17 protein-coding genes are annotated in these 14,227 nt (G+C 37.6%); 14 read left to right on the forward strand and 3 right to left on the reverse strand.

Annotated features, from left to right (window positions below; genetic code table 11):
* The first annotated feature begins 42 nt into the window (after positions 1 to 42).
* The 3 genes from AABM38_RS12985 (at position 43) to ppc (ending at position 4,999) form a co-directional block, all read left to right on the forward strand.
* The gene (locus tag AABM38_RS12985; RefSeq protein ID WP_423406810.1) at positions 43 to 1,014 is read left to right on the forward strand and encodes a multidrug resistance efflux transporter family protein; all 972 of its coding nucleotides are present in this window, start codon (positions 43 to 45) and stop codon (positions 1,012 to 1,014) included.
* Between the two features lie 59 nt (positions 1,015 to 1,073).
* The gene (locus AABM38_RS12990) at positions 1,074 to 1,925 is read left to right on the forward strand and encodes a Clp protease N-terminal domain-containing protein (protein ID WP_423406811.1); all 852 of its coding nucleotides are present in this window, start codon (positions 1,074 to 1,076) and stop codon (positions 1,923 to 1,925) included.
* 311 nt (positions 1,926 to 2,236) lie between these two features.
* Positions 2,237 to 4,999, forward strand: coding sequence for a phosphoenolpyruvate carboxylase (ppc, locus tag AABM38_RS12995; RefSeq protein WP_423406812.1), 2,763 nt, complete (start codon positions 2,237 to 2,239; stop codon positions 4,997 to 4,999).
* A 128-nt stretch (positions 5,000 to 5,127) separates the two neighbouring features.
* Here the strand turns inward: ppc and AABM38_RS13000 are convergent, their stop codons facing one another.
* On the reverse strand, positions 5,128 to 5,589 hold the full coding sequence (locus tag AABM38_RS13000; protein ID WP_423406813.1) for a hypothetical protein: 462 nt from the start codon (positions 5,587 to 5,589) through the stop codon (positions 5,128 to 5,130).
* 125 nt (positions 5,590 to 5,714) lie between these two features.
* Here AABM38_RS13000 and AABM38_RS13005 point away from each other — a divergent pair, with 125 nt between their 5' ends.
* From AABM38_RS13005 to AABM38_RS13020, 4 genes are all read left to right on the forward strand, one after another.
* A complete protein-coding gene (locus AABM38_RS13005) occupies positions 5,715 to 5,996 on the forward strand; it encodes a hypothetical protein (RefSeq protein ID WP_423406814.1) in 282 nt (93 codons plus the stop codon).
* Between the two features lie 57 nt (positions 5,997 to 6,053).
* On the forward strand, positions 6,054 to 6,683 hold the full coding sequence (locus AABM38_RS13010) for a CBO0543 family protein (RefSeq protein ID WP_423406815.1): 630 nt from the start codon (positions 6,054 to 6,056) through the stop codon (positions 6,681 to 6,683).
* A 55-nt stretch (positions 6,684 to 6,738) separates the two neighbouring features.
* The gene (locus tag AABM38_RS13015; RefSeq protein WP_423406816.1) at positions 6,739 to 7,062 is read left to right on the forward strand and encodes an MGMT family protein; all 324 of its coding nucleotides are present in this window, start codon (positions 6,739 to 6,741) and stop codon (positions 7,060 to 7,062) included.
* A 184-nt stretch (positions 7,063 to 7,246) separates the two neighbouring features.
* The gene (locus AABM38_RS13020; protein ID WP_423406817.1) at positions 7,247 to 7,882 is read left to right on the forward strand and encodes a metal-dependent hydrolase; all 636 of its coding nucleotides are present in this window, start codon (positions 7,247 to 7,249) and stop codon (positions 7,880 to 7,882) included.
* Between the two features lie 97 nt (positions 7,883 to 7,979).
* On the opposite strand, the gene AABM38_RS13025 is transcribed toward AABM38_RS13020, so the two are convergent.
* Complete coding sequence (locus AABM38_RS13025) at positions 7,980 to 8,150, reverse strand: Spo0E family sporulation regulatory protein-aspartic acid phosphatase (protein WP_423406818.1); 171 nt, start codon at positions 8,148 to 8,150, stop codon at positions 7,980 to 7,982.
* A gap of 137 nt (positions 8,151 to 8,287) precedes the next feature.
* On the opposite strand from AABM38_RS13025, the gene AABM38_RS13030 reads away from it, so the two are divergent.
* The 5 genes from AABM38_RS13030 to AABM38_RS13050 all read left to right on the forward strand — a co-directional run bounded on the left by AABM38_RS13030 (position 8,288) and on the right by AABM38_RS13050 (position 12,193).
* A complete protein-coding gene (locus tag AABM38_RS13030; RefSeq protein ID WP_423406819.1) occupies positions 8,288 to 9,037 on the forward strand; it encodes an MBL fold metallo-hydrolase in 750 nt (249 codons plus the stop codon).
* A gap of 700 nt (positions 9,038 to 9,737) precedes the next feature.
* The gene (locus AABM38_RS13035; RefSeq protein ID WP_423406820.1) at positions 9,738 to 10,421 is read left to right on the forward strand and encodes a Na-translocating system protein MpsC family protein; all 684 of its coding nucleotides are present in this window, start codon (positions 9,738 to 9,740) and stop codon (positions 10,419 to 10,421) included.
* A gap of 639 nt (positions 10,422 to 11,060) precedes the next feature.
* Complete coding sequence (locus tag AABM38_RS13040) at positions 11,061 to 11,474, forward strand: flavoprotein (protein ID WP_423406821.1); 414 nt, start codon at positions 11,061 to 11,063, stop codon at positions 11,472 to 11,474.
* Positions 11,475 to 11,523: 49 nt separating this feature from the next.
* Positions 11,524 to 11,892 (forward strand): YbaN family protein, encoded by a 369-nt coding sequence (locus AABM38_RS13045; RefSeq protein ID WP_423406822.1) that lies wholly within the window; start codon positions 11,524 to 11,526, stop codon positions 11,890 to 11,892.
* A gap of 28 nt (positions 11,893 to 11,920) precedes the next feature.
* On the forward strand, positions 11,921 to 12,193 hold the full coding sequence (locus AABM38_RS13050; protein ID WP_423406823.1) for a hypothetical protein: 273 nt from the start codon (positions 11,921 to 11,923) through the stop codon (positions 12,191 to 12,193).
* Here AABM38_RS13050 and AABM38_RS13055 read toward each other — a convergent pair.
* A complete protein-coding gene (locus AABM38_RS13055; protein WP_423406824.1) occupies positions 12,190 to 12,588 on the reverse strand; it encodes a nucleoside 2-deoxyribosyltransferase in 399 nt (132 codons plus the stop codon). The two genes, AABM38_RS13050 and AABM38_RS13055, sit on opposite strands and share 4 nt — an antisense overlap.
* Positions 12,589 to 12,763: 175 nt before the next feature.
* On the opposite strand from AABM38_RS13055, the gene lepB reads away from it, so the two are divergent.
* A complete protein-coding gene (gene lepB, locus AABM38_RS13060; protein WP_423406825.1) occupies positions 12,764 to 13,306 on the forward strand; it encodes a signal peptidase I in 543 nt (180 codons plus the stop codon).
* Between the two features lie 30 nt (positions 13,307 to 13,336).
* The gene (locus tag AABM38_RS13065; protein WP_423406826.1) at positions 13,337 to 14,110 is read left to right on the forward strand and encodes an alpha/beta hydrolase; all 774 of its coding nucleotides are present in this window, start codon (positions 13,337 to 13,339) and stop codon (positions 14,108 to 14,110) included.
* Positions 14,111 to 14,227 lie beyond the last annotated feature (117 nt).

A 14,227-nucleotide genomic window follows, 5' to 3' on the forward strand; every position in this document is an offset into this window, starting at 1 on the left:
GAGGTTAAAACCGGTCATTAACATCTATCAAGAGGTGAGGAAATGGGACCAATATTTTTAGGCATTTTAGCAGCTTTCTTTTTTGCGTTTACTTTCGTGCTGAACCAGTCGATGGAATTATCAGGCGGAAGCTGGATATGGAGCGCGACATTAAGGTATATTTTTATGGTTCCATTCCTGATGGTGATAGTGCTGGCAAGGAAGAACTTCAAACAATTAATCAAGGAAATGAAAAAGAGTCCAGGTGCATGGTTGCTGTGGAGCTTTGTTGGCTTTGGTTTGTTCTACGCACCATTGACCTTTGCAGCAGCATATTCACCAGGCTGGCTGATTGCTGGGACGTGGCAAATTACGATTATCTCTGGCGCCTTGCTTGCCCCTTTTTTTTATGAAACTATCCAAACAAACCATGGAGTGATAAAAGCGCGGGCTAAAATACCTTTTAAAGGTTTGAGTATGTCAGTGGTCATTCTTTTAGGCATCGTCTTAATGCAATGGGAGCATACAAGTCAGATCAGCCTGAAAGTGATGCTTATGGGCATAGTACCTGTATTGTTCGCCTCATTTGCTTATCCATTAGGAAACCGCAAAATGATGGATGTGACAAACGGAAGGCTGGATGCCTACCAGCGAGTTTTGGGAATGACGCTTGCAAGTCTGCCCTTCTGGATTATGCTGTCATTATTTGGGCTGTTTACGGAAGGACCGCCAACTTTGAATCAAAGTATTCAATCCCTCCTGGTAGCGATTAGTTCAGGCGTGATTGCTACTGTTCTGTTTTTCAAGGCAACCGACCTTGTGAGGGGAGATATGCAAAAGCTGGCAGCTGTCGAAGCAACCCAGGCGATGGAGGTTCTGTTCGCTTTGGCAGGTGAAATTGCCATCTTATCGATCGCCCTTCCCTCAGTACTTTCATGGCTGGGTATCATCATCGTAATGGGAGGTATGGCCTTGCATAGCTATCAGTCTCACAGAGAAAAAAACACAGAGGTTAACAACCGAGCAAGCGCTTAAACATCAATACTAGTAAGCTATCAATTATATAAGAGTTATTATGGAAATGGGGCTTGGACATGAGGAATAGAAAGGTCAAATTGACAAAACAAATGGCTAACGCTATTGTCCTTGCGGAGGCAGAATGCCTAAGAAGAAACAGCCAATCCATTTTGCCTGTACATTTATTGATTGGCTGTCTGGAGCAGGACTCATTCACTGTAAAAGAGGCCATACATCATTCTGGAATAAATGTAAATGCAATAAGAAATACAGAAACTCCAGCAGAGGTTCAAAATTCCGATAGTTCTCATGAACATTTTAATATGCCTGTCAGCTTAGATACTAAACAGGTACTAGAGGAAGCCGTCGGCTATATGGAGGGTTACAATCAGATTTTTTTAAATGAAGGGCATGTGCTGAGAGCATTAATTAATTCAGGCTATATTGAGGATTATTTAACTTTGGAACAAAAACAATACCTCCTCTCAAATGCTACTGTTTCAAGAGACATGATGGTGGATTTAACCGAATACTCCTGTTCAGAATTAAAATATCAGAACATCCGAAAAGTCAGGCCAGCTGATTCTGAAAAATTAATCCAGTTTGTTGAAAATGAATTTTCAGGAAGATGGACTGAATCAATTAAGTTAGGGTTGAATAAAACGAAACCATCGATTTTTATAGCCACGGATCCTGCAGGAGCCATTATCGGTTTTGCAGCGTACGATGTTGGAAACCAGGAAGGCTGTTTCGGTCCAATGGGGGTGGCCATGAGCAATCGATCTGAGGGGATCGGCTACACATTGCTGCATCAATGCTTATATGAAATGAAGATGCAAGGTTACACCAAAATCATCATTGGCGGGGCAGGTCCAATTGAATTTTATGAACGGTCTTCCAGTGCAAAAGTCATTCCTGTAAGCCAGTAAATAATATATTTTACATCTTAAGGACCATTTTTGAATGGTCTTTAATTTTGTCATTAAAATCGCCTGATTGGAGTATTAGGAGGCTCCAAGACACTTCGAAAAATAATTGACATTTTTAAAAGCATAATTTGGATAATTGAAGCGTTTATTCGTACACTTATTGAGAAGGTTAGATTAGTTTCATTGAAAAAGGGTATTTTTAAAAAGGTAAACACCTTAAAAAAGAAATATGCATAATATTTCACATTGTTTGCATTTTTATGTTATATTAATATTTAAAAAATTCCCACTAGTCTTAGGAAGGTGACACAATGACATCAGGAATCGAAGTGAACGACAGCAGTTTGCCATTGCGTAAAGACGTAAAAATGCTTGGAAACATCCTTGGGGACATTCTTGTTTACCATGGTGGAGTTGAATTGTTTGAAAAAGTAGAGAAGATTAGAGCTATGTGTAAAACGCTAAGGACTGACAATGACAGCGAAACTTATACAGCATTGAAAGATGAAATCTCTAAATTATCTGTTCCTATGCGTACAAATATAATCCGCGCCTTTTCAGTCTATTTCCACTTAATAAATGCAGCTGAACAAAATCACCGCATACGTCGGCGCCGTGACTATTTAATGAAATCAGAAATTAGTGCCCAGCCAGGCTCCATCGAAGCAGCAATCCTTTCATTAAAAGAAAACCAAATAACCTCTGACATTATCCAGGATGTACTTAATACGATTTCTTTGGAATTGATTATTACTGCGCATCCGACAGAAGCTACAAAGCGTTCCATATTGGAAATACAAAAAAGGATTGCTGACATTTTGAAAAGCCTGGATAACCCAATCCTGTCAAAAAGAGAACGAGAAAAGATTGAGGAAAGCTTGTTTAACGAAGTTTCTGTCCTCTGGCAAACAGATGAATTGCGTGATCGAAAGCCTACTGTAATCGATGAAGTAAGAAATGGTCTATATTATTTTGATCAAACACTTTTCGATGTTTTACCTGAAATCCATCAGGAGGTTGAAACAAGTCTAAAAGCACATTATGCTGAGCACGAGTGGGAAGTTCCGCACTTTCTGCGATTTGGCTCATGGATTGGCGGCGACAGGGATGGCAATCCAAACGTCACACCTGAAGTCACATGGGAGACATTAGAGCGACAAAGGAGACTTGTACTAAAAAAATACAAGTCCGTTCTAGTTGATTTAATGAAACGCTTCAGCCAGTCTACAACCCGAGCAGCTGTAAGTGATGAATTAAAGCAATCCGTTATACAGGACGAAGAGAAATACTTGAACGAGGATCAAAAGTGGACAATTGATGGTGAAATGTATCGCAGGAAATTTGCTGTCATTCTAGAAAGGCTCCGACAAGCAGGGAAATCTGATATAGGCTATAATACTGCAGAAGAAATGCTAGAAGACCTTATGATCATTAAGCGAAGCATCTATCTTCATCATCCTGCCCACCATGAGCTGAAAACCTTGCAAAAGTTTATAAGCCAGGTACAGCTTTTTGGTTTCCACCTTGCTACGCTTGATATCCGTAACCATAGTGGTGAACACGAAAATGCAATTGCGGAAATCCTGCGGAAGGTTGGAATCTGTAAGGATTATCCATCCTTATCTGAAGAGAAGAAACTGGATCTTTTAGAGAAAGTTTTAGCCGACCCGCGGCCGTTGCTGTTGCTGCATGAGGATTATTCAAGCGAAACACAGGAAATGCTTAAGGTTTTCGAAATGATCAAACGAGCACATAATGAATTTGGAAAACGCTCGATCACAGTATACCTTGTAAGCATGACCCAATCGGCAAGTGATCTGCTTGAAGTACTAGTACTGGCAAAGGAAGCAGGCATTTACAGGCTTCATGCGGACGGTACATTTGAAACTGACTTGAATGTAGCACCTTTGCTTGAAACAATTGATGATTTGACTGCAGGTCCAAAAATCATGGAGATCCTTTTCAATATGCCTGTATACCGTGACCATTTGAGAAAAATGAATGATCAGCAGGAAATCATGCTGGGTTACTCGGATGGAAGTAAGGATGGCGGAACATTGACTGCTAACTGGAAGCTTTATAAGGCTCAGCTTGAAATTAATGAGATGGCGGAAAAATATCAAATCGGCCTGAAATTCTTCCATGGTAGAGGGGGATCTTTGGGACGTGGGGGCGGGCCATTAAACCGAAGCCTTCTTTCACAACCGGTAGAGACCCTGGGCCAGGGGGTTAAAATCACTGAGCAGGGAGAGGTGCTTTCTTCGCGCTACCTTCTTAAAGATATTGCTTACCGGAGCCTTGAGCAGGCTACCTCAACCATGATGAAAGCAGCTGCCAATGTTCTGAATGAATCAGAGCAAGGTCATTTGCGCGATCATAGATGGGTGGATGCAATTGAAGAGATTTCTGCTGTTTCCTTAAAGAAGTATCAATCACTTGTTTTTGAGGATCCAGATTTTATCACCTACTTTAATCAGGCGACACCATTACAAGAGTTAAGTGAGTTGAATATTGGCTCACGACCGATGAGCAGGAAAAATAGCAGCAAATTTGAAAATCTTCGTGCGATTCCGTGGGTATTCGCCTGGACACAAAGCAGGCAGTTATTCCCAGCGTGGTATGCAGCAGGAACAGGGTTGGAAACCTTTGCTGTAAAAAGCCCTGAAAATATTCAGCTTCTGCAGGAAATGTATGAGGAATGGCCCTTCTTCAGGAGCACGGTTGACAATCTGCAAATGGCGTTGATGAAAGCGGATATAACGACTGCTAAGGAGTATTCTTCACTTGTAGAAGACAAGGGAATAGCGGATAGAATTTTTGGCAACATTGTCGAGGAATTCGAAAGAACGAAGAATGTTTTGCTTATGATTACTGATGATGAAGAACTTCTTGACCATACACCAAACATCAAGGATTCTGTCCACCGACGAAATCCTTATGTAGATCCACTTAACTTCCTTCAGGTTGAATTAATCAAGGAACTTCGTAATGTTGAAGATCCAGACGATGAACTTCTCATGCAGGTTTTGTTAACCATAAGCGGAGTGGCTGCTGGTTTAAGGAATACAGGTTGATACAAAGCACCAGCCAATATTAATATGGCTGGTGCTTTTGTTATTGTAATTGATTTAAAAGTTGCAGCAGGTGAAAAGGAATTTTTATGATATATTTCCCTTCATCATCACTTTTATTTGATTGTGCTTCACCCTAGCAGCTTTAAGTGCCGTTCCGTTGTTATTTTGGTGAGCAAGTCATGATTTAAGGAATGAGCCATATTTAGAGTAAGTTCAAGGACCTTGCGCATTCCATCTTTATGCCCTTTTTTGATCGCAAGGCCGTCGCATTGGATTTCACTATCAATGCTCAGTTGATTTTCATATACAGGGTATTTGATATGTCCAATTTCATGCCAGATGATCGCTTCTTTTATTTCTTGATCAGCACAGAAAGCTTGATAGTCATACACCACGATGTACCAATCATACGGGGCTTCAAAAGATTTATAAAACAGGGTCAAAATACGGGAATCAATATTCCAGACATTCAGCCATTTTTCATTTTTCAATCCAAAAACATTCATGATCGCTTCTTTATTTTCCAAAACAGCTATGTTCCACTCGAGACCGTACTTTTCCTGATCCAGCAATTCACCGATGCATTTCAAAAAGCAGCCCCCTTCGATAATTAGACTTGTTATCATTGTTAAATATATTAGGTATTCTTAATCAACATGTGTAAAATAATAATCAACAAAGTTCGAACCTCACTGGATGGAAAGGGGTGAGTCATTTGCTATGCTCACAAATATATTTAACGGTGCATAGAAAAATCGAAGGCAATGAACAAAAATATGAAGAAAACAAAGAAGTGATCAGAATATATGATGACAGAATAACGACAGCCTCCGAGCATTTTCAATTAAGAGACATATTAGACATATCCTTCAGAAATATCTCAGATGCTAAAGGGTTTCTTTATCTGCATACAACCAGAGGCCTTTATTCTTATGTAACTGACAACGAGCCACAACAGTTAATGAGAATTTTTAAAGAGCTAAAGAAACAAAATTAAGGCAACTACATATTACAAACAAAAAAATCACACTCTATATACAAAGGGTGTGATTTAATGCTTTCTTCCACATTGGAGATTATTGGACAGTTTCTCCTGCACAAAACAAATGTCTTATCTACCGTCTCACTAGAAGAGTTAATGAAAGCAGAACGGAATTATCATGAAATATTAAGAAGCTACTGGCACGAGAAAAATTTCTTAACTGCAAGATGGTGGTTTCTGGTCATTCTTTCGATAGTTCCTGCACTGATTTGGTGGATGGTTGTCGATAAAAAGAAAGTGATCGAAAATACTGCATTTGGTTTATTTTACGGGGTTTCAGCCATTTTTTTGGACTCTATTGGAAGCAACGCAATGGTTTGGACTTACCCAGTCCGATTAACACCTTATATTAACCCACAGTTATATCCGTATGACGTTGGAGTTGTTATCATCCCTTTTATGCTGGTGTACCAAAGGTATAGCTCTTCCTTAAAAAAATTCATCATTGCCACAGGGATCCTTTCCTTGTTTCTCGCATTTGTAGCAGAGCCTTCAATGGAATTGCTTCATATCTATAAAGAACTTACCTGGAAACACATATACTCATTCCCAATCTACTGGTCATTAGGGTTGATATGCAGGGCAATCATTAAGAAATTCAAATCATTAGAAAACAAAAGCAAGCTGCCTGGCTCGGTATAAACATTACTAGCCAGGTTTTTTTATGGTAATCTAAATAAATTAAGGGAGTGGAAATATGACGAGTTTTACTGAAAAGGTAATTAAAGTGATTCAAAGCATTCCATCAGGCAAGGTGATGACATATGGACAGATTGCAAGGGCAGCAGGGAGTCCCAGGGCAGCCAGGCAGGTAGTGCGCATCCTCCATTCAATGTCTGAAAAATATCATCTTCCTTGGCATAGAGTCATTAATTCAAAAGGAGAAATCGGGTTTGATGATGATGAAATGTTCTTCACACAAAAGATGATGCTTGAAGCAGAAGGAATAAGATTTACTAGCAAAAAATCGATTTCACTTGCAGAGTTTCAATGGAAAATGGATTATGATGATTTCATTTAATCATTGTGAAAGTCCATGTTGATTCTTAAACCATGTTAAATATAAAGGATAGCAATAGCTGAGTTAACACAGGGAATTTTTGAAAGGGATTAATTGCTTTCACTTTTAGAAATAGGCCTAATGGGATTGGCGCTATCATTATAGTAAAATATAATTATAATGATATTTTAAAACGAAAGCATAGGTGGAGAATTTGAACGGAACAATACATACAGCTCTAGGAGCCGCAGCTGGATTTATAACAGCAAACACATTACAAAGCGATCCGCCAGCAACCTTGTTTTTAGTAGTGGTGGGAGGAATAGCAGGTTTACTGCCTGATGTGGACGTAGATGGAAAGTTAAGTAATAAGATCACCTTATCACATAAAATGATCAGGTTGGTCGCGCAGTTAATCGGTTTTTTAATGATTCTTTATAGTTTCTTTGAAGGCGGCAGTTCAGAAAAATGGCTTGGAATATGCATTGGGACGGGTATGATCGTTTTGTCATCCTTTTTAACACAAAGGAGGATGCTTACAGTAACAGGTGTAGGTGTTCTCGCAGGAGGAATTTCAATGCAGGAAAGCTGGCTAGTTTTGCTGGGTATCTATATCATCATTGCATCCTTTGTGCCTCATCGCAGCTACACACACTCTATTGTTGGAACTCTATATTTCGCTGCAATAGCGACAAAGTTCCAGGAATCAATTGGGTTGGAAGGGGTTTTCGCCACATGCATGTTAGCCTATGCCAGCCACTTAATTGCCGATATGAAGGTGCTGCCCTTTAATAAAAAAGGAGTTAAGTTCTTTTTGCCGTTATCATCCAAAGAATTCTGAGCTAATTGACAATTAACTGTCATCGAAGCAAAACCATTTATAAAAAAATAGGCTCTAAGAAAATAGGTCGCTTGTTAAAGCGACCTATTATTGTATTTCAGTGAAGCAGTTGCACTTGCATCTGCTGGTATTTGATAATTAACTGATCGAGCATTTGGCTGATATTAATCGTTTCCGGGCTATTAAAACCACTTGCAACGCCGAGTTTAATCATTTCCTGTCTATAAGACTCAATTGTCATTAAGAGATTTTCTTTCGCAGCTTCCATTCAATCGACCTCTCTCTCGTGTTAGACAAATCCTTATATTTTGATTATCGACTATTAAATGTAATTTTTTACAGTTCAAAAGGTTTTTACAGCAAAAAAGAGAATTTAATATATCTGATTAAAAAGGGGGAGTATAAGTGAGAATTGCTGAGGGTGTGGAAATGCTAAATTTAAGCCTAAAGGCTTTCGGGGATGACGGTGTATTTAATCCAACCTTGCTACGGGATGGCCAGTCTGCCATATTGATAGATACCGGCCTGCCCGGGCAAATAGGTGAAATAAAAAAAGAACTTGATCGTGTTGGCATGCCGTTCGAGAGCTTGACAGCCATCATTCTTACACACCAGGACATAGATCACATTGGAAATATTGACTTGATTTTAAATGAATTAAAAATTGATGTATACGCACATCAGCTTGATATTCCCTATATAGAAGGAGAAAAACCATTACTGAAGACTGATCCTTCCAAGATATCAGCTGAAGAGTGGGAAGCATTACCGGATCCGATGAAACAAATATATTTAAATCCGCCAAAAGCAACGATTACGAAAGCTTTAAATGATGGTGATGAACTTCCTTTCTGCGGTGGCATACAAGTGATTCATACCCCTGGGCACACTCCTGGGCATATCAGCCTTTACCATAAGGTTAGCAAAACAATGATAGCAGCTGATTCGATGTTTTGCTTTAATGGTAAGCTGAGAGGACCGATTGCACATGTTACTCCTGATATCGAACAAGCTGTCCATTCACTGGAGAAATATTTGGCTTACGATGTTGAAAATGCAGTAAGCTACCATGGAGGACTTGCAAGCATTGACGTAAATGATCAATTAAAACATCTGATTGACGAAGGAATGCAAGCAGTTGTCATGATGAAGTAACCCCGTTAGAAAAAACATTCTTTTACCAATGAAGATTTAGTTTTTCGTCAAAGTTGCAGTTTTTCGATATTTTTTTGAGATTCCTTAATTTGAATGGAAGACGCGAAGACTCCTTTTTCAACTGCATGGTTTAAAACCCTTAATAAAGACCATTCATCGTGTTGTTATTTCACTGAATGGTCTTTATTTCTTTTATGAAATAAAACAATGGTGACGACAACCTTGTTTTCAGGATTTATCTACCGTTTGTAACACCTTTTTAAAAAGGTGTTTTTTTATGTCTAGGCTCTCAAGCTGATTGTTGAATTTAAATACCCTGTTTATTGGAGTGAAAGGTGCGAAGACTCCTCCGAAAATGCTAATGCATTTCAATCGTGCTTGGGCAGATTAGAGGAAGCTATTAAGTGTCCTGCGGGCTCAGAGTCAAGCTAGCGGAAAGCGAAACGCCTAGAAGGGAATCAATAGCCTTGTTTAACAGATTCTAAATCTAATTAAACGATTATATCTTCCTCCATTAGGTATCTCTTCTCACTTAAATATAATCTTTACTTGGCCGATCGAGTTTATGAGTTAGGGTAATTGCATAAAATTTATCTACATAAAAAATGAAGATAAGTCAAAGCGTATATAAGAGTTGTTTGGTTTTATCCAATAAAAAAAGGGAAAATAAAGAGGAGTATAATGTATAGCGAGGTACTTTATGGAAATCCCACTATTAGAAAAAGAAATAAGTGGCTATATTGGCCGTTTGCTGCGTGAAAATTTCGGTCGTGGACCCGGGAATGTATTTTGTACTTTTTCCAGGCCATTTGTCACCGTATATATTACAAACTTTTTATCACCTATGGAAAAATCATTGATCGGGAACAGGCAAAGTGTTTATGTCCAAAAGACAAGAGATTTAATGATGGAAACATTAGAAACAGAAATTAGAGACTTTATAGAAACAAATACAAAAGAAAAGGTCAAAGAATTTTATTACGACTGGAATCTTGATGGTAAAACCGGGATGTTTTTGCTTATTCTTGAAACGGATCCAAAATTTAAAGATGAAACTTTTTCAAACAAGGATTTAGTTCATAAGGAAATCATAAATGTAAGTATAGAAGCGGAAAAACCGCCTCAAATGGTCTCATCACGTCTCCTTAATGATCGAACATTGGTTATTATCAGAGAAGGAATCCTCGTTAGCATTGAAAAAGAACTAATTCAAATAGGATTTCCGGAAACCCTTAAAATTGCCAAGAGAAACCTTGAAAAAAGATTAATGGATGAGCATAAAGCTAATTTTGAGAAATTGCTATCTGCCCAAATCATTGATCGATTTGTTGACTGGAATTTTGATCAGGATAAAAGTTATTCTTTATTCATTCTTAAACCATAAAAGAAGATAAGATTTACTTGCTTAAACAGGCAGCTGATGTTATGATACACTATAGGGTAAAGATTAAAACTCTTAATCTTACTTAAGTTTTAACTTAAATAAAATTTTATATAAATATTTCTGATAACAGTGAATGGGCAAAGTACCAGACATAAGTCAGAAAAGGATATGACAATACTCCTTTTCTGACTTTTTTTATTGCCATTTTTCAGAAAATAAATGATAAAGGAATGATTCAGCATAATAATGGACATGTGCAAAAATAATTTGATTAAATGTATAGATAATTTCATTAAGGAAAAACAGCTAATCAATTCGGAAATGCAACAGTCAAATACGATTAGAAAGAAAGAGCTAGAGGCATTTTTAGAGGAATTTGCAGAAAATGAAGGTATTGAATACCAGAAGAATTGTGCACCAGTTAAAACGAAATATATTTTTTCAATACAAGGCCAAGATGCTGAAATTGAATTTTATTATAGATATGGAAATTATTATACAAGACACAATATTACGATTATATAGGCTGTTGCTCTATCGAGCAGCAGCCTTTTCATTTACATTTTCATTAAGGAGATATTGAAAATGACTGTTGGATATAGGATAATTTTGTCATTGCTTTTATAAGGGGTGTGAAAGATGGAATTATCATTTAACCGGTTTTATGAACACTATCTCGAATTATGGAAAACTTCTAATCTAGCAGAACTGAAAGGGACTATTTCTCCGGAATATCAAGCCAGGGAGATTGCAGGGGGAAAAGTTTTCGATTTTGGCTATGATGAATCAATCAGGGGATGGGAACAGGGTTTTAAATTCGTTATTGAAAATAAAGCAAAGTGGGACTTGAAGGAAGTATCAAGGATATCATTACGCGATCATGAAGTAATGTCGATTCTTTCAGCACAGCTTGTCATCGGTGGCCAGACATTAGAAACAGGCAATTTATTTTTCCAAACCTTTGCTTATGATTTTGGCTGGAAGCTTGTCAGGAGTTATATAGAAGCTGGCATACCAATTGACCTGATGTCTAAAGCACACCTGACACAATAATGATAAAATACATACAGTAGAATTTTTTTCGAATGGCAGGGAGGTACTCATGAATGTTGCAGTAAAAGCTTTATTAATCACGATCGGTACTCTTTCCATAGGACTGGGAGTAATCGGGATTGTAGTTCCTCTCCTGCCAACCACTCCACTTATGCTGCTCGGTGCTGCTTGCTATGTAAAATCATCAGAGAAGCTTTATCAAAAATTAATAAAAAATAAATGGCTTGGTGCTTACATAAAGGATTTTCGTGAGAAAAAAGGGATCTCCCGCAAGAATAAAATACTGAGTCTCAGTCTGATGTGGTTATCAATTGGCGTAACTGTATTGCTCAAGGATGTTAGTTTCTTGTTTGACTCCATTCTGATTATTATTGCAGTGACCGTTAGTGCATATATTTTATCGTTTGACACTCTTTGAATATAATCAGCAAAAGAGGTAGACAGCATTGTATGAATTCCAGCATGAACGCGAACGGAAAGAAAAGATTTATAAAGCGTATATCATTATTTTTTGTGCAGCAGCTTCACTATCATTCATATTTGGTTTATTCTGGGGAAATACTTCCCATCTAAGGTTAGCTGCCAATTTCGTTTTTTCTATCATCATTTTTGTTTACACACTTAAAGGTAAAACATGGGCAATTTTCTTGCTTAAACTTTCTGTATGGATGAATCTATTAATCCTGGTCCTAATGGCTGCTGTATGTATAATCAGTTAAAAGCTGGTGGTTTCCTGCTGCACTAAAAATGGCATGAAAGAATCAATATCACCGACAAACTTAGTGACCCCTGCAACATGATAAAAAGTACTTGTCTTATCAAACTCGTATATATCATTATTGAGCGAATATAAATATACTCTTTTCCCAAGGCCAAGAGCAATTCCCATTTCAATATGGCTTCCTTTTCCACCAGGCAGCAAAATCACCAAAAAGTCTGATTTTCTCACAGCACTTAACTCACTTTCACCAATGGAAGCCAGTAATTCCATAGAATCTGCACGATCATTTATCGTCCAATCGTATGTATGAGAAAAACCCTCCATTTTAAGCTGAGCTGCCATTACCTTGACCATTTCACTATTTTTAAAACTAGATGCAATATAAAATTTCATGATTCCTCACTCCTTAACCACATATTTTACCATTATGTTTATCTTTTCGTGTCATTTTAATAGAAATAGCAGGAGAGTGATTAAAAAGATACGAATATATTTTATAAGGGACTTTGAGACTTTCAAAGACTTCTAATTGATTAAAATTATTAGTTAAAATTAAGGAGGAATTAAAATGGATAAAACAAATACAAAAAATGAATTAAAATCTTGGATAACATCTTTGGTATTTGCTGCACTCATCGCCTTTTTGGTAAGAACCTTTATATTTGCACCATACATAGTTGAGGGAGCTTCGATGGAACCAACCTTGCATGATCACGAAAAAATCTTTGTAAATAAATACAATTCCGTTAGTGATCTTAAACGGGGTGACATCGTGATCATTAAAGGTTCGAAAGAAAACTATGTCAAAAGAGTCATTGGATTTCCTGGGGACAAAATTGAGATGAAAAATGATGAACTGTTTATTAACGGAAAAGCCTTTAAAGAAACTTATCTGACAAAAAACCGAAAAATTGCTAATATCAGCGGGTTAAGACTGACGGGGGACTTTGGGCCACTTACAGTACCAGACGGCAATCTTTTTGTCATGGGAGACAATCGCTTACACAGCATGGACAGCAGAAATGGGCTTGGTTACATCGAGCAGAGCAGCATTATCGGCAAAAGTGAATTTGTCTACTTTCCATTCAAAAATTTCCGTGAGATCGAATAAAGCGGTATTGCAGGAAAAGGAGCAGACTATATGCTTGAAAAATTCCAGATGAAAATGACTTCCTTTAATGAAGATAGAATGATCAGAGTTTATCTTCCTGAAAATTACATAAATCAAACTACAAGATATCCAGTTCTATATATGCACGATGGCCAAAATGTTTTTAACGATGACGATGCGATAGGGGGCCATTCACTTCAGCTTGAAGAATTTTTATCTGAAAACGAAATTAAGCTGATTGTTGTGGCAATCGATCAAAATAGCGAAGAACGAATGAATGAGTATTGTCCATGGAAAAATGGTCAGTATAGCAAGAGAATTGTTGGCCGGATCGACCCGACTGGAGGAAAAGGCAAGCAGTATATAGATTTTATTGTGAATGAACTTAAGCCCTTCATAGACAAAAAATACCGGACCTTAAAAGACCAGAACAGCATGGCAGGCATTTCGCTAGGGGGACTTATCTCCACATATGCAGCGTGTGTTTATCCAAATATTTTTCAGAACGTAGCGGTATTATCGTCAGCATTTTTCCGGAATCAAGAGGAAATTGAAAAGCTATTAGAAGAGGCAGATTTGTCGCAGCTTAAAAAATTTTACATAGACTGCGGCACGAATGAAGCCAAAACTGACAAACTGATAAGCAAGGAATTTGTGAATTCAAACCATGCAATATATGAAATTTTTAGAAAAAAAGATATTCGCGTTAAATTCAATCTATTCGCAGATGCTGAACATCATTATTTATATTTTAGACAGAGAATTCCCGAGATTTTCGAGTACTTCTGTACAAAAGATGAGTGATCTCCAATATAAAGGATTCATATGTTCAGAGTGTTCACAGAGATAAGAACAATGTCTAGGGTAAAAATGAAAGAGCAATAGTTATAACCTATTGCTCTTTTCACGTAAACTTTATTG

Origin of the sequence: Heyndrickxia sp. MSNUG (assembly GCF_049532715.1) — a bacterium.
Lineage (GTDB): Bacteria > Bacillota > Bacilli > Bacillales > Cytobacillaceae > Mesobacillus.

Coding starts and splice junctions, on each gene's coding strand:
- AABM38_RS12985 (WP_423406810.1), top strand. CDS start 43: ATGGGACCAATATTTTTAGGCATTTTAGCAGCTTTCTTTTTTGCGTTT.
- AABM38_RS12990 (WP_423406811.1), top strand. CDS start 1,074: ATGAGGAATAGAAAGGTCAAATTGACAAAACAAATGGCTAACGCTATT.
- ppc (WP_423406812.1), top strand. CDS start 2,237: ATGACATCAGGAATCGAAGTGAACGACAGCAGTTTGCCATTGCGTAAA.
- AABM38_RS13010 (WP_423406815.1), top strand. CDS start 6,054: ATGCTTTCTTCCACATTGGAGATTATTGGACAGTTTCTCCTGCACAAA.
- AABM38_RS13015 (WP_423406816.1), top strand. CDS start 6,739: ATGACGAGTTTTACTGAAAAGGTAATTAAAGTGATTCAAAGCATTCCA.
- AABM38_RS13025 (WP_423406818.1), bottom strand. CDS start 8,150: ATGGAAGCTGCGAAAGAAAATCTCTTAATGACAATTGAGTCTTATAGA.
- AABM38_RS13035 (WP_423406820.1), top strand. CDS start 9,738: ATGGAAATCCCACTATTAGAAAAAGAAATAAGTGGCTATATTGGCCGT.
- AABM38_RS13040 (WP_423406821.1), top strand. CDS start 11,061: ATGGAATTATCATTTAACCGGTTTTATGAACACTATCTCGAATTATGG.
- AABM38_RS13045 (WP_423406822.1), top strand. CDS start 11,524: ATGAATGTTGCAGTAAAAGCTTTATTAATCACGATCGGTACTCTTTCC.
- AABM38_RS13055 (WP_423406824.1), bottom strand. CDS start 12,588: ATGAAATTTTATATTGCATCTAGTTTTAAAAATAGTGAAATGGTCAAG.
- lepB (WP_423406825.1), top strand. CDS start 12,764: ATGGATAAAACAAATACAAAAAATGAATTAAAATCTTGGATAACATCT.
- AABM38_RS13065 (WP_423406826.1), top strand. CDS start 13,337: ATGCTTGAAAAATTCCAGATGAAAATGACTTCCTTTAATGAAGATAGA.